The organism is Corynebacterium sp. c3Ub_189, assembly GCF_039907195.1.
GTDB lineage: Bacteria > Actinomycetota > Actinomycetes > Mycobacteriales > Mycobacteriaceae > Corynebacterium.
This window is the reverse complement of sequence record NZ_JASBOF010000027.1, coordinates 1-17186: the sequence shown is the minus strand read 5'-3', so window position 1 is coordinate 17186 and position 17186 is coordinate 1. Positions and strand designations below refer to the sequence as shown.

At 57.8% G+C, this 17186-nt stretch carries 14 protein-coding genes and 1 pseudogene; 11 read left to right on the top strand and 4 right to left on the bottom strand.

Annotation, left to right across the window (positions count from 1 at the left end; genetic code table 11):
- Positions 1–260 precede the first annotated feature (260 nt).
- From QKD99_RS10985 to ffh, 3 genes are read left to right on the top strand one after another with little or no spacing between them, the layout of a single operon-like run.
- Positions 261–599 carry a P-II family nitrogen regulator gene (locus tag QKD99_RS10985; protein WP_239273121.1) on the top strand — a complete coding sequence of 113 codons (339 nt, stop codon included), beginning with the start codon at positions 261–263 and terminating at the stop codon, positions 597–599.
- Between the two features lie 6 nt (positions 600–605).
- Positions 606–2729, top strand: a complete 2124-nt coding sequence (locus QKD99_RS10980; RefSeq protein ID WP_347951444.1) for a [protein-PII] uridylyltransferase — start codon at positions 606–608, stop codon at positions 2727–2729.
- A gap of 51 nt (positions 2730–2780) precedes the next feature.
- Positions 2781–4421, top strand: coding sequence for a signal recognition particle protein (ffh, locus tag QKD99_RS10975; protein WP_204608489.1), 1641 nt, complete (start codon positions 2781–2783; stop codon positions 4419–4421).
- Positions 4422–4561: 140 nt separating this feature from the next.
- On the opposite strand, the gene QKD99_RS10970 is transcribed toward ffh, so the two are convergent.
- Positions 4562–6829 (bottom strand): acyltransferase family protein, encoded by a 2268-nt coding sequence (locus QKD99_RS10970; protein ID WP_347951443.1) that lies wholly within the window; start codon positions 6827–6829, stop codon positions 4562–4564.
- Between the two features lie 353 nt (positions 6830–7182).
- On the opposite strand from QKD99_RS10970, the gene rpsP reads away from it, so the two are divergent.
- Positions 7183–7698 carry a 30S ribosomal protein S16 gene (gene rpsP / locus QKD99_RS10965; RefSeq protein WP_347951442.1) on the top strand — a complete coding sequence of 172 codons (516 nt, stop codon included), beginning with the start codon at positions 7183–7185 and terminating at the stop codon, positions 7696–7698.
- A gap of 164 nt (positions 7699–7862) precedes the next feature.
- On the opposite strand, the gene QKD99_RS10960 is transcribed toward rpsP, so the two are convergent.
- Complete coding sequence (locus tag QKD99_RS10960) at positions 7863–8549, bottom strand: TetR/AcrR family transcriptional regulator (protein WP_347951441.1); 687 nt, start codon at positions 8547–8549, stop codon at positions 7863–7865.
- 38 nt (positions 8550–8587) lie between these two features.
- Positions 8588–8992, bottom strand: a complete 405-nt coding sequence (locus QKD99_RS10955; RefSeq protein WP_347951440.1) for a cupin domain-containing protein — start codon at positions 8990–8992, stop codon at positions 8588–8590.
- Between the two features lie 107 nt (positions 8993–9099).
- Between QKD99_RS10955 and rimM the strand changes: the two genes are divergently transcribed.
- The 7 genes from rimM to rplS all read left to right on the top strand — a co-directional run bounded on the left by rimM (position 9100) and on the right by rplS (position 16866).
- Positions 9100–9597 (top strand): ribosome maturation factor RimM, encoded by a 498-nt coding sequence (gene rimM / locus QKD99_RS10950; RefSeq protein ID WP_347951439.1) that lies wholly within the window; start codon positions 9100–9102, stop codon positions 9595–9597.
- The gene (trmD, locus tag QKD99_RS10945) at positions 9594–10466 is read left to right on the top strand and encodes a tRNA (guanosine(37)-N1)-methyltransferase TrmD (protein WP_347951438.1); all 873 of its coding nucleotides are present in this window, start codon (positions 9594–9596) and stop codon (positions 10464–10466) included. Before rimM ends, trmD begins: the two co-directional genes overlap by 4 nt.
- Positions 10466–10840 carry a hypothetical protein gene (locus QKD99_RS10940; RefSeq protein ID WP_297846837.1) on the top strand — a complete coding sequence of 125 codons (375 nt, stop codon included), beginning with the start codon at positions 10466–10468 and terminating at the stop codon, positions 10838–10840. The genes trmD and QKD99_RS10940 overlap by 1 nt, the downstream gene beginning before the upstream one ends.
- Before the next feature lie 121 nt (positions 10841–10961).
- Positions 10962–11573: a hypothetical protein gene (locus QKD99_RS10935; RefSeq protein WP_284814021.1), complete on the top strand. Its 612-nt coding sequence runs from the start codon at positions 10962–10964 to the stop codon at positions 11571–11573.
- A gap of 146 nt (positions 11574–11719) precedes the next feature.
- On the top strand, positions 11720–14056 hold the full coding sequence (locus QKD99_RS10930; RefSeq protein ID WP_347951437.1) for a Tex family protein: 2337 nt from the start codon (positions 11720–11722) through the stop codon (positions 14054–14056).
- 202 nt (positions 14057–14258) lie between these two features.
- Positions 14259–16373 (top strand): YhgE/Pip domain-containing protein, encoded by a 2115-nt coding sequence (locus QKD99_RS10925; protein WP_347951436.1) that lies wholly within the window; start codon positions 14259–14261, stop codon positions 16371–16373.
- A 148-nt stretch (positions 16374–16521) separates the two neighbouring features.
- Positions 16522–16866 (top strand): 50S ribosomal protein L19, encoded by a 345-nt coding sequence (rplS, locus tag QKD99_RS10920; RefSeq protein ID WP_005325245.1) that lies wholly within the window; start codon positions 16522–16524, stop codon positions 16864–16866.
- 106 nt (positions 16867–16972) lie between these two features.
- On the opposite strand, the pseudogene QKD99_RS10915 reads toward rplS, so the two are convergent.
- Positions 16973–17186, bottom strand: a pseudogene (locus tag QKD99_RS10915) (IS30 family transposase); the annotation flags it as partial.

Here is a 17186-nt window from a genome sequence, read left to right as displayed (position 1 = left end):
GCCGAAGAAAAGATCTATTACAACAAGAAAGACAACGAACTTGACCCCCAACAGGGCAACTGAAAACGAAAAATCTCGAGGCATCGACCGGAACGATGTCTCGAGACTTCACAGGTTGCACAGTGGGTCTTCTGAACCCACCAGCGCCCTAGATTCGCAATGTGGAAAAAGTTGCACAGCAATTGCTGTGCTCGGGCTAGAATGGGTGCACGTTATTCGGTGCCTGTAGACCCGCCCCGAAGAGTTAGCAAGGAGTAACAATGAAACTCATCACGGCCATCGTTAAGCCCTTCACCCTGCCGGAAATCCGCCAGGCTTTGGAGCAGCAGGAAGTACGCGGCCTCACTGTTACTGAAAGCCAGGGCTTTGGGCAGCAGCGTGGACACAGCGAGGTATACCGAGGGGCAGAATACGCCACCGACTTTGTGCCCAAGGTGAAGCTGGAGATTGTTGCGGCCGATGACCACGTCGAAGACATCATTAATGCCATTGTGGATGCTGCCTACACGGGCAAGATCGGCGATGGCAAGCTGTGGGTAACCCCGGTTGAAGATGCCATTCGTGTGCGCACTGGCGAGCGCGGCGAGGCGGCGCTCTAAGTCCGCATGCATACCGCCGCACAGATTCGCGCCGAGGCCCATGCCTCGGCGCTTCGTGTATTGCGCAGTCTCGAGCTTCCACCGGGAACAGCGCTCGCTGCCACCGGATCCTTTGCGCGCAATGAGATGACTCCGCACTCTGATATTGATGTCATCCTCATCTATCCGGAAGGTCACGAGCCAGATCCGGCTTTGGTGGAGCAGCTGTGGTACCCCGTGTGGGATGCCAAGTACCGCCTGGATTATGCCCTGCGTACCCCGCAAGAGTGCGGGGCGATTGCCGCCGAAGATGCCTCTGCCGGCTTTGCCCAGTTGGATTTGGCCTTTGTAGCAGGGCGCAAGGTTCTGGTGGATGAGGCGCGGGCGCAATTGCTCGCAGCGTGGCGGCGCCAGCTGCAGCGCGGCTTTGATGATTTCTTGGATACCGCGATTACTCGGTGGAAGCGTTCGGGCGCTGTGGCAGCGATGACGAACCCGGACTTGAAAAATGGGCGCGGGGGATTGCGCGATATTCAGCTCTTGCGCGCGATGGCTTTGGGCAACCTGTGCGACTTTCCAGATTTGGACGTTGAGCAGCGGCTGCTTCTCGACGCCCGCACGCTCCTGCACGTCACAGCCCGGCGCCACCGGGATATCTTGGATCCCGAGTTCGCCGCGGATGTAGCTGCGGACCTGGGGTTTGAAAGTCGTTATGCCTTGACAGCGGCTTTGGTCAGCGCTGCAGCCACGGTCAATAAGGCGGTGGAGCGCGGCCTTGCTACCGCCCGTGGGGTGCTAGGCCGTAATGCTTCAGTGACCGGCCGGGGCCGGCGCCGCCCGCTCGATGTGGACGTGGTGTCCGAGGGCGACAACATTTTCCTTTCCCGCAATCCAAATGTAGAGGACCCGTGGCTGCTCACCCGCGTGGCGGCTGCCGCGGCACGCACGGGATATATCATCGCCGAGACCACGTGGCACCAGCTGCAAGGCCTGCCCGAGCTGCCGCTACGCTGGCCGCGGGCAGCGGTGGATGATTTCTTCGCTATTTTGTCCTCGCCGCGATGCACGCCGCGCGTCATACAGGACTTGGACCGCTATGGCCTATGGGAACGCTTAGTCCCAGAATGGGGGCATGTGCGCGGCTTGTTGCCGCGCGAGCGCAGCCACGTCAATGCGGTGGACCATCATCTCATCGCAACGGTAACGCGGTGCGCGCAGATGCGTACCTCGGTGGCTCGTCCTGACTTATTGCTGCTGGCCGCGCTTTACCATGACATAGGCAAGGGCTACGGGCGCCCTCATGCCCAAGTAGGTGCGGAGATGATTACCCGCCAGGCAGCCCGTATGCGGTTGAGCGTCGCCGATAGGTCGCGCGCCCAAACCCTAGTGGCAGAACATACCACCTTGGCGCGGTTAGCGGCGACGATGGACCCGGCTTCCGATGCCGCTCGCGATGCCCTCTTGGCTGCCGCGCATTATGACCAGCTGACTATATCCCTGTTAGCGGTGTTGGCTGAGGCTGATGCCCAATCGACCGGGCCTGGCGTGTGGACACCGCGAGTGGAGCAAGCACAGAAGCTGATCGTCGCGCGGGCACTTGAGGCGCTCAAACCACGTGTTCTCGACCGCCCGGCTGTGCACGTACCGCTATCTAGTGAAGGCGTTGCGCTCAAAGTGGATTGGGAAGACCAAGAAGTCAGTGTGTCGTGGTGCGGTACCTCTCAAGGGGAGCTAAAGCGCATCTTCGCCTTGCTATCGGCGCTGGGGTGGACCATCGTGCGGGCGAATATCGTTCGGGAGGAGGACGGTGCCTATAAGGCGGAGTTTTTCATCCGCACGGTGCAACAGACCCTAAAGGAAGCAGCGCAGGAGATAAGGTTTATCCAGTCCTATAACTCACGAACTTATACGGAGCTGCCGGCCATTACTGGAGAGGTGACCACTGCGGCATTCGATGTGGGCGGCATTTTGGTCATCCGGACAGTCGAGCGCATCGGCGCTTTAGGGCACTTGGTTGAGGCATTGCCGGACTTTGTGTGGCTGCGCCATGAGATTTTGGGCGCGACGATGATTGTCAATGTGTACCTCGCCGGGCAGGTTTCTCGCGCTACCGTGGTGGGGAATGTGACCAGGGCCCTGGCTAGGGACTAAGATTGAATAGTTGAACTTTAGATCGATCTAAATTAAGGGAGCGCATCCGTAGTGTTTGACTCACTATCAGACCGCCTACAGTCAGCCCTGGCGGGCCTGCGCGGTAAGGGCAAACTGACCGAGGCTGATATCAATGCCACCGCGCGCGAGATCCGCCTCGCGCTGCTGGAAGCCGACGTGTCTTTGACCGTCGTCCGTGGCTTTATCAAGCGCATCAAGGAACGCGCCCGCGGCGCGGAAGTCTCTGAGGCGCTCAACCCAGCCCAGCAGGTAGTCAAGATCGTCAATGAAGAGCTCATTGAGATCCTTGGTGGCGAAACCCGCCGCCTCAACCTGGCTAAGAACCCGCCGACGGTGATCATGCTTGCCGGCCTGCAGGGTGCTGGTAAGACTACCCTGGCCGGTAAGTTGGCGAAGCACCTAGCTAAGCAGGGCCATACCCCGATGCTGGTGGCCTGCGACTTGCAGCGCCCGGGCGCGGTGCAGCAGCTGCAAATCGTCGGCGAGCGCGCAGAGGTGCCGACCTTTGCACCGGATCCGGGAACCTCCCTGGACTCCAACGAGCATGAAATGGGTACCTCGCACGGGGACCCGGTGGACGTCGCCAAGCAGGGCATTGCTGAGGCTAAGCAGAAGCAGCACGATGTGGTCATCATCGATACCGCTGGCCGCTTGGGCATCGATGAGACCCTGATGACGCAGGCGCGCAATATCCGCGATGCCGTCAACCCGGACGAAGTCCTTTTTGTCATCGACTCCATGATCGGCCAGGACGCCGTGCAGACGGCCGAGGCCTTCCGCGATGGCGTGGACTTTACCGGCGTCGTTCTCACTAAGCTGGACGGTGACGCCCGTGGTGGTGCGGCTTTGTCTATCCGTGAGGTCACCGGCAAGCCCATCATGTATGCCTCTACCGGTGAGAAGCTCGATGATTTCGATGTCTTCCACCCGGAGCGCATGTCCAGCCGCATTCTGGGCATGGGTGATTTGCTCTCCCTTATCGAGCAGGCTGAAGCCACTCTGGATCACCAGAAAGCTGAGGAGGCAGCCTCCAAGCTGGGCTCTGGCGAGCTGACGCTCAATGACTTCCTTGAGCAGATGCTGATGATCCGCAAGATGGGCCCCATTGGCAACCTGCTGAAGATGATGCCCGGCGGCAAGCAGATGAATGAAATGGCCGCCATGGTGGATGAAAAGCAGCTGGACCGCATCCAGGCGATCATCCGCGGTATGACTCCGCAGGAGCGCGAAGACCCGAAGATTCTCAACGCATCGCGCCGCAAGCGCATTGCTAATGGTTCTGGTGTGAGCGTTTCCGAGGTCAACCAGCTTATTGAGCGCTTCAACCAGGCTAAGAAGATGATGTCCAAGATGGCCGGCCAATTCGGCATGGGCGGCATGGGTGGTCGCTCCGCTACCAAGAAGAAGCCGAAGGGCCGCAAGGGCAAGAATGGCAAGCGCAAGAAGGGCAAGGGCGGCGGTGGCAACCGTGGCCCGAAGATGCCGGGCATGGGCGGAATGCCAGGAATGCCCGGTGGCGGCGGTATGCCGTCCATGGAGGAACTACAAAAGCTCCAGCAGCAAATGGGCGGCGGTGGTGGCATGCCAGGTATGCCTGGCATGCCGAAGATGCCAAAGGGAATGGAAAATATCGACCTCGATAACCTGGACTTTGGCAAGGGCAAAAAGTAGTGTTCCCCAGCCTTAAGGCATAAAGAAGGAGGCTTCCGCGTTGCTGCGGGAGCCTCCTTCTTATGCGGCTTGCCGACGCCGCCCTAAGCCCCAGCGCGCCTTTGCATGAGGTCGGGGCTTGTGCACGACCGAGCTATGGCCTAGACGGCATCGTCTTGTGCGGCGTTGGGGTAGGGGACGGGGTTGGCATGTTGCTTGCCGGCGTCGGTAGGCGCTGCGGGCGCTTGCTCCACGGCGCCTGCAGCCTGCTCCGGTGGAATATCAGGGGCTTCCTGCTGGACTTTATCCCCGTCAAGGAAGGGCTTTAGGGCCTCGCGGATCATTGGCATTGCAGATTCCGCAAAAGCATTGGTGATGTGGTGCATGTCGCGGTAGACCATCGTATTGCCGATGACGACCGGGCAGTCACCATTGGCATCGCAGAACCACGGAGCGGTATCAATCGAGAGCATATTCTGGTACTTCGACAGCACGACCGCACCGGGGTCAAAAGGCTGGTAGACCTGCTCAAAGCGCATGCCGCAGCCATAAGCATCTTCGGAAGCGACGTAGCATTCATCAAACTCGCGTGGGCGGCCTTCTTCATCGAATCCCCACGGGTTATCGCGGAAGCCCAAGAAAGGAATATCGCGTTCGGCCAATTCATCCCAGAACGCCTGGTAGCCGGCGGGCACGGCATCAGGGCCGGTGCCATATTCATTTTGCGGGCGAGTGGTATTCGAGATGACCAAGGCCGGGTTCGCCTCTTCGATGCGATCCATGACCAGCTTGCCCCACTCGGCACACTCTGGGGTCACGGTGACATCGTCACCCAATTCAATCGGGCAGCCCTGGCGCAGCAGCGGTACCAGCTTAAAGCCCATTTCCTTGCCTAAGCGGTCCAGCGGGGCAGAATACTGCTCCGCGTGGGAACCGCCCACCAAATAGACTTCCTTCTCCGCGTTGAGGTCACCGAAAATGCAGGGGGTCTTTCCGTCCTTGCGGGTTTCAAAGAAGAAATCAGCAGGCTGACTATCTGGCACGAAGCACCAATTTGTCGCGACGGGTGGCTGGATGCCACCGGCCAGGATCGGATCAGGCTTGACCTCCACATTTTCCGGCGGGGTGATGTCGTTGATGAACGTCGTCGCACCGGGGTAGAGGGCGGGATCCAGTAGCTCTGCATCAGCATCATCAAGGGTGCGCATCCACAGCGGCTGGACGGCCAAGAGGCCGACAACAGCCGCGGCGACTACAACGCCACCCACACCGCGGGCGGCACCGGCGGGTTTCTGCAAGGTCGACAGGCCCTTGCGTACCGGCAGATCCTCGGCCGTGGGGCGCTTGCGATGCTGGCGCAGGGGCTTTTCCAAAAAGCGGTGCGTGAGGTCCGCCAACACTAGCGAAATGACAATAATGATGACGCCCAACCACCACGACGGGGTTTCTTGACCCAGGTAGGAGGTGGACAAAATGAGCAATGGCCAGTGCCACAGGTAGAGCGGGTAAGCTACATCGCCCAGCCAGCGCGCCTGCTTGGAGGCCATGGCCTTGGAAATCTTGCCACCGCCGCCCAAGATAATGAGCACGGCGCCGCCTAGTGGCAAGAGGGAAAGCGGGCCAGGATACGCAGTGGTATCCGCGATGATGGCACCAGTAAAGATGAGCATCAAAAGGCCCAGACCAGTAAAGAGGTCATAGAGGCGGGCTGGAATCTTCCAGGAGGAACCGTAGATGGCTAAGACCGCGCCCAAGGTCAACTCCCAAGCGCGCGACCAAGTGGAATAGTAGTTCTCTGGAGTTCCGTAGAGGCCGTGGCGCGAAGCATAGGCGAAGGAGGCGATGGTGACCACGATGAGGATCGGGCCAGCAATCTGGTTGACCGTGGGGAAGCTGCGCTTGCCCAAAGGCTGCTGCTTCGGCCGGAACTTCATGATGGCAGCCAAGATGAGCGCGAAGGCAATGCCCATGATGTAGAACTGACCCTGCACGGCCATGGACCACATGTGCTGCAGCGGTGAGGTATCAGCTGCGGCCGCCGTGTAGTCGGCGTTTTGTTCCGCTAGCTCCCAGTTCTGGTAATACAGCATGGTGGCTGTGATCTGTTGGGTGAGCTCGGTGCGCATGAGCTGCGGGGTGAAAATGCGCACCAGAATGTAGGTCACGCCGATGACCAAAACCAAGCTTGGTACCAGGCGCCGCAAGGTTCGCCAGATAGGCCACCATGGGTTCAGGGAGGCGTTGGGTTTGCTTGCGTAGCGCAGCTGGGACCCCAAGAAGAAGTAGCCGGATAGCAGCAAGAATACGTCGACGCCGCCGGATACGCGTCCGACGAATACGTGGTAGATAACTACTAGGCCGATGGCAATACCGCGCAGACCATCAAGGTCATAGCGGTACCGGAAATTTCGCGGTGATTCTTTAGTCATAAACTGTCTTTTCGTGCGCCTACGCCTAGATGGTGGGGCAGAAGGCGCGCCATACATATGAAACCAAATGTCTATATTCGGCCCTTAAGGGTACTCTGCTTGAGTATCGCAGGCATAACGAACCTGCGTGCGTGGCATAGTAATTTTTGAAAATGCAGCTACTCACGCTAAAATATCCTAGGTTGTCTACTCGGATATTCTGAGCTAGATAAACTGAAGAACGTAATATTCTGCGTAGCACCGTTCCCGTCTACGGTCGGCCGGTATGTCACGCGCAGATAAAATCCAAGGGTTGAACCGGCGCACAACCTAGTGCGCGTCTGTACTGCCCAGTGACTAGTAAAGGAGCCAACATGGCTGTCAAGATTAAGCTGCAGCGCCTGGGCAAGGTCCGCGCTGCTGAGTACCGCGTTGTTATTGCTGATGCCCGCACCCGTCGTAACGGCAAGGTCATCGAGAACATCGGTATCTACCACCCGAAGGAAGAGCCTTCCCTCATCCAGATCAACTCCGAGCGTGCACAGCACTGGCTGTCCGTTGGCGCACAGCCAACCGAGCCGGTTCTCGCTCTGCTGAAGGTCACCGGTGACTGGCAGAAGCACAAGGGTCTGCCGGGCGCAGAGGGCACCCTGAAGGTTGCTGAGGAGAAGAAGTCCAAGCTGGAGATCTTCAACGAGGCACTGGCTGAGGCCAACAACGGCCCAACCATCGAGGCCATCACCGAAAAGAAGAAGAAGGCAAAGGAAGAGGCTGAGAAGAAGGCTGCTGAGGAAGCTGCTGCTGCAGAGGCTGCCGCTGCTGCCGCCGGCGAAGCTGACGCTGAGGCCGAGGAGAAGGCTGAGGAAGCTTCCGAGGAGTCCGCAGAGTAATCTGCCTCCCTTGCTAAGCGCATAGCGCTTTAGCTTCGGGCCCCGCCGCTACGATGACTGATCGTAGTAGCGGGGCCTTTATAGTTGGGGGAAGAACGCCGGCACACGATAGCGACGCGCTAGGAAGCTTGCGGCATCCATGTCGGGGATATGCCAGTTCGCCCTTAGTTCTGTGGCTTGTAGTTGGAGTAGCGGCTGTGGACGTTGGATGGATCCTTAAAGTCCATGCCGCGCAGGGCGCCAGCAACAACCGGAGCGAAAAGCTCGAGGATCTGCTCGCGTGGAAGCTGGGACATAGGGCCATCGATGGCAAGAACGGTAAAGCCGTGAATAGCCGACCATGCCAGCAAAGCGTTTTGCATGAAATACGTAGCGTCAGTGGTATTGTCCAGCGCTTCCGCGTGGCGGGACAACAGGGCGAAGAAATCGCGAATCTGCTGTAGGTGATCCATCTTCGGATCATCTTCCGTATTGGGATCTACACCAAGCATGAAACGCAGCGCCTTCCACTCCAGCATGCAGCGGAAGAAATTGGTCTCATCCAAGGCAAACTCGAGGTAAGCGTAACCAATCTGCATCAGGTGCTCTGGAAAATCTAGGCCCTCTGCAGTCTCGGTAGTCTCGTGTAAACGCCGGACCAACTCATCGGTGGCAAGCTCAGCGACCTTATCGTGCAGTTCTTCTTGGTCCTTGAAGTGGCGGTATGCGGAGGTAGGGGACACTCCTGCTTCGCGGGTTACCGCACGAACGGTAATTGCGTCGGGGCCGCTTCTTTTGCCTAGTTGAACAGCGATACGGAGCAGCTCATCGTGGAGGTTTCCATGATGGTAGGGCTTATTGTGCGTTTCCATAAAACTCATTTTATCAACAAAACCTATGTACGTATAAATTAATTAGTCAGCATGGTGAGCAGCAAAATTGCGGGGGTAGAAGGGTCGCCGCTCTCGCTTGTAGCCTCGACTTTATGTACCTCATATGCAGGAAGGTGCACGATAGAGCCGGGGGTAAGCGTGATGGTTTCACTGCCGTAGCTGAAGTCAAGCTCACCGCGCAGCGCCTGCACGGTGATCGGATGTGCGGCCTTGTGATCGGGCAGGGACTGTCCTGGTGCAAAGCTAAAGAGAATGAGGTTGGCACCATCGGCGCTTAAGATGCGCTGGACGCCTGGGCGTGGGCGTTGCGGATCGGTATCTGGTGCGATGTCGAGCAGGTTGAGCGCGGTCATGGCAGAGGTGCCACTGGAATGAGAAGCCGCGCCAAAGGTTTCCGGGGAGTTGGTAGGTAGGTTGCTCATGGACCCACTTTAACGACAATGACACTCAAATTCTGGGTTTGCTTTCTAAAGTGACGGAAGTTTATGACTGACAAGGGCAAAGAGGTCTGTGTTGTAGACTTTCCGCTATGGAATTGATGATTGGTCGCGTGATTAAATCGCACGGCGTGAAAGGTGAAGTCGTAGTGGAGGCCACTACGGATGAACCGGAAGTGCGCTTTGCAGTGGGGGAAGTGCTTCATGGCACGCAGGGCAAGAAGGAGCACACACTAACTATCAAGGCGGTCCGGAGCCATAAGGGAAGGCTGCTCGTTACCTTCGAAGAGATCAAAGACCGTACCGTGGCGGATAGCCTACGTGGTACCAAGTTCTTTGCCGCTCCGCTCGACAGTGATGATGATGGCTTTTATGACCACGAGCTGGAAGGGCTTCGCGTACTTCTGACGGGGGAGGAGATCGGTGAGGTCACATCGGTCATCCACGGTGGAAGCCAAGATTTGTTGGAGGTAAAGCTCGACAACAGCAAGGAGGCGCTCATTCCCTTCGTGCATGCCATTGTTCCTGAGGTGAACCTAGAGGCTGGAACGTGCACCATCGATCCGCCGGAAGGATTGCTTGACCTATGAGGCTTGACGTCATCACCATCTTTCCGGAGTACCTCGACCCGTTACGGCATGCGCTTTTGGGGAAGGCCATTGAACAAGGTCGCCTTGAGGTAGGTGTGCACGATCTGCGTCAGTGGGCTACGGATGTGCATAAGTCTGTCGATGACTCGCCGTTCGGTGGTGGCCCCGGCATGGTTATGAAGCCAGAAGTTTGGGGGCCGGCGCTCGATAGCGTCGCCGCGCGGGAAAGTGCGCCCAATCTAGAGTCTGCGCTGCCACATCTGAACCGTCCGCGCCACGATGAATTAGAAGGGGTAGAGGCACAAGCCTATGCGGTTGATGCCACGGCCGATGAGGATAGCGACCTCCCATTGCTTATCGTGCCGACGCCAACGGGAAAACCGTTTAGCCAAGCAGATGCGCGGGCGTGGTCCAATGAGGAGCATATTGTTTTTGCCTGCGGGCGTTATGAGGGCATCGATCAGCGCGTGGTGGATGACGCCGCTCGGCGTTACCGCGTGCGCGAAGTTTCCATCGGCGATTATGTGTTGATCGGTGGGGAAGTGGCAACGTTGGTGATTGCTGAGGCTGTGGTGCGCCTCATCCCCGGGGTGCTGGGAAATAAGCGCTCTCATGAGGAAGATTCTTTTTCTGATGGTCTCTTAGAAGGCCCGAGCTATACTAAGCCGCGAGAGTGGCGTGGCCTAGCCGTGCCGGACGTGCTCACCTCGGGAAACCACGGTTTGGTAGACAAATGGCGGAGGGAACAGGCATTGCTGCGCACGTGGCAACGCCGTCCCGAACTTTTGGAGGCGGCTGAGCTCGATAAGGACGACAAGGCCTTCATCGCGCAGTTGGAACAAGAAGCCAACACCCAGGGTGAAGGCTAATGGAGGTAAGCGCTGACCTCTCGATACTCCTAGTAACCCAGGAGTGGGAGAAAAGCCTCGAAGCATTACCGGAGGCGATACGTGTCCGGGGTTTTAAGCCAATAAGCATTTTTGCCCTCCAGGTAGCGGAGGAGTGCACTGAAAGCAGCCCGCTAGCGCAGGAATATCGCTTCAGATTCGGCCAGTGGCCGCAGAGAATTCCGGTGTGGCGGCTCATCGTAAACGGAGAGACCACACAGCCCCTGGCCACAGTGGCCGCCCTGGTGGCAGACTGCTTGCCGCCGGCAGCCTCGTGGGTGGGCAGTGCGGAAATCGGTTTTACAGAGATGGGGCTTGGCGCCCCAGCGGTGTGGCGGGCCGAATCTGGGTTATAAGAGCAATCTGGAAAACTCTTTAGCGCTTTTTCCTGCCTAAACTGCAGCGCATATGCCTTCTAGGGTTATAGTAAAGGGGACATTCCCTTCAGATTCCTATTCCCAAGGTGGTCCCTTAACCATGACGGCTCCCAATGGCAATAACTACGGTGGATATAACCAACAACCGCCCCAGTACAATCAGCAGTATTATTCCCAGCCGCAGCGAAGCGGTGGCGTAGGTGGCGCCACGATCGCCGCGATTATCGCAGCCATTGTGGCGGTTATCGCGGTGGCTGCCATGGTCATCATGTTCGTGACCACTAACAAGGATGATGCATCGACTAGCGCGGCCGCCGATAGTCAATTCCAACAGGCGGATGCGAATAGTGGCTCCGGCTCCTCCAAGGACGATGCAGACGATGAGGATGAAGATTCCAGCCCGGTCACGGTCACCAAGACCAAGGATGCTCCAGCTCCAGCGCCGGCACAGGCAGCGTCTTCTGGCAGCAGCAATGGGCACTCTTGGAGTGACTTCACTAGCTACTATGCGGCTACCAGCAAAACCTCCAGTGGGTTTGCCAACAACGTCTATACCGCGTTTATGAATAACTGGGTCGCTGGCGGCGGAACCGGCGCTACCTTGAGTGTCTACTCGCCGGCAACAGGTGGTACCTACACCATGTACTGCTCCGGTAGCTCTTCGCGCGTTTCCTGCTCCGGCGGCGATAACGCCCGCGTGGTTATCTACTAAGAACGCACTACGGCAACCTCCTTTCCTTACTGGGGAAAGGAGGTTTTGTGCGTATTGGGGGCGTCGGCAAGCGAAGGCAGTAAAGGGGCCGTGCGGTAAATTGGGTGGGTCTAATCCCAAACCTCGAGAAAGAGTGAGGAGACCACGTGAATATTGCGGCCACTATCGCCGCCGAGCTCAACGTCAAGGAATCGCAGGTTTCTACCGCGTTGCAGCTGCTTGCGGAGGGCAATACCGTCCCGTTTATTGCCCGCTACCGCAAGGAGGCCACCGGCGGGCTGGATGATTCCCAGCTGCGCACCATTGAAGAGCGTGCGAACTACTTGAAGGAACTACAGGAGCGCAAGGAGACCATCCTTGCGGCGATTGAAGAGCAGGGCAAGCTTAGCGACGCCCTCAGGGAACAAATCCTTGCCTGCGAGACCAAGGCGCGCCTGGAGGACCTGTACCTGCCGTATAAGAAGCGCCGCAAAACCAAGGCCGATATTGCCCGCGAAGCCGGCCTAGAGGAGCTGACCGATAAGCTCATTGCGGATCCCAACGCGGCTCCAGAAGAGCTGGCACAGGCCTTTACCACCGAGGGCTTTGAGGACACCAAGAAGGCACTCGATGGCGCCCGCGCCATCTTGGTGGATCGCTTCGCGCTCGACGCGGATCTGGTGGGTGAAGTGCGCGAGCGTATGTTCACTGAGGGCTCCATGGGCGCGCGCGTTGTTGCGGGCAAGGAAGCCGAAGGCGCGAAGTTTAAGGATTACTTTGATTTCAACGAGCCCTTCCACAAGCTGCCTTCGCACCGCATTTTGGCGCTGCTGCGTGGCGAGAATGAGGGCGTGCTGCAGCTGCAGCTCGATGCCGGCGATGACGCGGACTACGAGGACACAATCGCCTCCCGCTTCGAGCTGGATCGCTCCTCCAAGTGGCTTGCCGACGCCGTCCATTGGGGCTGGCGCACCAAGCTCTATATTTCCTCCAGCCTGGACGTTCGCATGCGGCTGAAAGAGATTGCAGAGGAAGGCGCGCTGAAGATCTTTGCCACCAATTTGCGCGACGTGCTGCTCGCGGCACCTGCTGGCCAACGTGCCACCATTGGCTTGGATCCGGGTTACCGCAATGGTGTGAAGTGCGCGGTAGTGGACAAAACCGGCAAGGTGCTCGATACCGCCATTGTCTACCCGCATCAGCCGCAGAACCAGTGGAGCCAAGCAGCTCAGACGCTGTCGACCCTGTGCGCCAAGCATTCTGTAGACCTTATGGCCATCGGCAACGGCACCGCCTCCCGCGAGACCGAGAAGCTTGCCCAGGAAATTGCGGACCTCATAAAGCAAGCTGGGGGTCAGCGACCCACTCCTGTAGTGGTATCGGAGTCCGGCGCTTCGGTTTACTCAGCCTCGCCGCTTGCGGCGGAGGAATTCCCCGACATGGATGTCTCACTGCGCGGCGCGGTCTCCATCGCACGCCGCTTGCAGGATCCTTTGGCTGAGTTGGTCAAGATTGATCCGAAGGCCATTGGTGTGGGGCAGTACCAGCACGACGTTAATCAGACGGCGCTCGCCCGCACCCTTGATGGCGTCGTGGAAAGTGCGGTAAACGGCGTGGGCGTTGATCTCAATACCGCTTCCGTCCCGCTGCTTGAGCGCGTAGCTGGTGTCAATTCCACCATCGCCACCAATATTGTGGCCTACCGCAATGAACACGGTTCTTTTACCTCCCGCAAGGAACTGAAGAAGGTACCGCGTCTTGGGCCTAAGGCCTTTGAGCAATCTGCAGGCTTCCTCCGCATCAACGGCGGTACCGATCCGCTGGATTCCTCTGCCGTACACCCTGAGGCATATCCTGTCGTCTCCCGCATCGCGGAAAAGACGGGCCTGGGTATTTCTGAACTTATTGGCAACACCCGAGTGCTCAGCACGCTGGCGCCAGCAGACTTTGCAGACGAGACTTTCGGCATTCCTACGGTGACCGATATCATCGCCGAGCTGGATAAACCCGGACGCGACCCGCGCCCTGAGTTCAAGACCGCCACCTTTAAAGAGGGCGTACATAAGGTTTCCGATCTCACCCCGGGCATGATTCTTGAGGGCACGGTGACAAACGTGGCGGCATTCGGCGCCTTCGTGGATGTCGGAGTCCATCAGGATGGTCTCGTCCACGTTTCTGCCATGAGCCACAAGTTTGTCTCCGATCCGCACGAGGTCGTGCGCTCTGGCCAGGTGGTCAAGGTGAAGGTCATGGAGGTTGATGTGGAGCGCCAGCGCATCGGTCTCTCGCTCCGTTTGGATGATGAACCGGGGAAGCCGGCTCCCAAGCGCCGCGGTGATTCCCCACGCGGTTCCGCTAAGTCCGGCGGCAGAGGAGAAGGAAAGCGCTCCGGCCACAACTCTGGGCGCGGATCCCGGGGTGGCTCGCGCGGCCGCACGGGTGGGGCAGGCAGCACCGGCGGCGGTGGAGCCATGGCCGATGCCCTGAAGAAGGCAGGATTCTAACCGCTTTCAACTGCCGTTGGGAAGCCCTGATTCGCCCAGCTGTGTAGCTCCCATCGCCGTGGGCGATGGGAGTTTTTCCTGTTCGGAAGCAAGTTTTGGATGGATTGGTGTCTAAAATGCGCGGATATCAACCCAAAATGGTAAGTTGAGCAAAACTAAATATCTGCTGGTTCGAGTCACTGTTTAGTGCAAGGAGAAAGAAATGAGCAACGGGGCTAAAAGAGGTTACAGCAGGGGAGTATTGGGTTGGCACCGCCTACTCGATTGGCGGCCCCGCAGCGTGTTGGCCCGAGTATGCATAGTGTTCTTCTTGGTTGCGCCCATCATTATTGCCGGGACCATGATGTGGGCGATGTGGGACCCTTCCAAGTACATGCGCAAGATCGACTTGGCGGTGGTCAATGAGGACGTGGGCGTAGATAAGCAGGACACGTACACCAACTACGGTGAACAGGTGGTAGAAGGATTGCTAGATACCAACTACCTCAATTTCACAGAGGTGGAAAAGACTGAGGGTGATGAAGGCCTAATCAAGGGCAAGTATTTGATGGTGGTGACCATCCCCAAAGATTTTTCCCAGCAGGCGGTGACCATCATTAGTGACAATCCCGTCAAACCTGAAATCCATTTTGCTAGTAACGACTTTTACGGGTCCAATGGTTCCGTCATTTCCTCAAGTCTGATTCCCCAGGTGCAAACCAGTGTGGAAAACGCGATTTCGAAGAAATACGCTGACCAGGTAATTGAGGGGCTCAACAAACTAAGTGACGGCCTAGGCAATGCCGCCGACGGCGCTGGGCGTCTTGATCAGGGCGCTGGGAAGCTTCAGGAGGGTGGTAGCCGTGCTGTCGCTGGAATCAGGGAATTGGGAGCTGGTGCCGGAAAGATTAATGACGGAACCTCGTCTTTGGTCGATGGAACCGCTCGTCTCAATGAAGGGGTTGGGCGCCTCGATGAGGGTGCGGTCCAGCTCGATGAAGGTGCGGCTCAGCTTGCCACAGGGTCCGATAAACTGCTTTCTGGAACTGGCCGTCTTGCTGACGGCGCCGGTCAGATCGATGGCGGAGTCAATCAGCTCACGGGAATGCTTATTCCAGTGCTTAAGCAGGCCCAGATTGTGGTCCCAGCACTGTCGCAGCTGGTAGGCGCATTGCGCAATTTAGGTATGGAGCAGCAGGCAGAGCAACTCAATTCGCTCGTATCCAAGCTTGACCCTGAAGCGAGCGGAAACATGGTGGACAAACTCGAGCAGCTTTCGGAGGGGACTGGTCAGCTACATTACAACCTTTCAGATCCCAACTCGGAGTATCTGGGGGGAATGAATAAGCTCAATGTTGGCGCCCATCGTCTTTCGGATGGAACCAAGCAGCTTCGTGGAGGCGTGGGAGAGCTAAGCGATGGAGCCTCGCAGCTGCACGATGGTGCCACCCGCCTTCATGCAGGTACCGGTACTCTTAAAGAAGGAACCGATCGGTTAGCGGCCGGAGGCGCAGAGCTTAAAGGCGGTATGGATAAGCTCAAGTCTGGTTCCGGTGAACTATCCCAGAAGCTGACGGATGGAGTAGCCAAAGCGCCAACTATTTCCAAGCCCGATAAGTCGGCTCAAAACATGGCCGTGCCTATCAACTTCACGGCGTCCAATGTGCATCCGGTTCAAACCGTGGTAAACCCCTTGGACCCTACTCGCAAGGACATTACCGGCGGTGCCTCACTTCTTTTGGTCCTCGTCTTTGGCTTCCTCGTCATGCTGCTTGTAGCTCTGATGCTTCCGTATTACTTAGGCCGACGAGGGGTCCGTGTGGTGCATCCAGCGCGCGGAATACTTGGAGCTTTTGGCGTACTAACTATTCTCAACTTTCTTATTCTAGCATTTATGGCACTCATGTCTGCGACGCTGGGCTGGGTACCTGAAAGCTGGCCAATGATACTCGGGGTGATAGCGGCGATAGCTGCAGCAGGCGCGGCAACCTACCAGTTCTTCTTGGTGACGTTTGGGCGAAAGGTAGGTGGTGTGTTTGCCGCGGGACTCTTCGCTTTAGGTGTGATGGTCTTCGGCGGTGTGTGGCCGGTAGCCGCTATTCCGCGGCCGCTCAGCGTTGTTCACCCCCTCCATCCGATGGCCTATGCAAAGGATGCCTTCACGCGCGCTACTGACGGAATTTATGATACGACCTTCTGGACCGGCATGGGGGTGCTGGTCGTGACCGCACTTCTTGCGCTTTTAGCGTCTCAAGCGGTTTTCCGTGCGCGTCACCTAGGTACTGCAAGAATTGTTGATGAATACCTCTTTCGTGCAAAGTCCACTGCGGCGGCATAGTTTGGGTGGGGCCAGGGCCAGCTATAGAAGAATTTGGTTCTTGCTGGCGAATATGGAAAAGTAGTACACCGTTCTATGTAACGGGCACGAACCGGTTAGGCAGTATGCCGCTAGGGTCCTCTGTCCCAAACTGAAAAGGAATATTGGCATGTCCAACATTATTGACAAGGTTGATGCAGCACAGCTGCGCGACGATATCCCGTCCTTCCGCCCAGGCGATACCCTTGACGTTAACGTAAAGGTTATCGAGGGCAACAACGAGCGTGCACAGCTCTTCAAGGGCATCTGCATCCGTCGTCAGGGCTCCGGCATCCGTGAGACCTTCACTGTCCGTAAGGTTTCCTTCGGTATCGGCGTTGAGCGTACCTTCCCGGTTCATTCCCCGAACCTGGAGTCCATCAAGGTCTCCCGCCGTGGCCGCGTCCGCCGTGCGAAGCTCTACTACCTGCGCGATCTGCGCGGCAAGAAGGCTCGCATCAAGGAGCGTCGCTAGTACTAGCGCGCTGCGCGCCAGCATCCCCCTGCAACCAACCGTGGGTGCAGGGGGATTTCTATTTTCCTAATTCCCTGGCGGATTCTAGTGGTCGTGGAAACACTTCTTATGTTTCGGTTGAGTTTATCAGTGCGGCCATTTTCTCGGCTGGTGTTTGAAAGCCCAGGGTTTTGCGGGGGCGGCGGTTGAGTTGCATGGCGACGAATTCTAGGTCCGCTGCACTATGAACGCTTAGGTCTGTGCCTTTAGGGAAGTACTGCCTTAATAGTCCGTTGGTGTTTTCATTGGTGCCTCGCTGCCACGGCGAACCAGGATCGCAG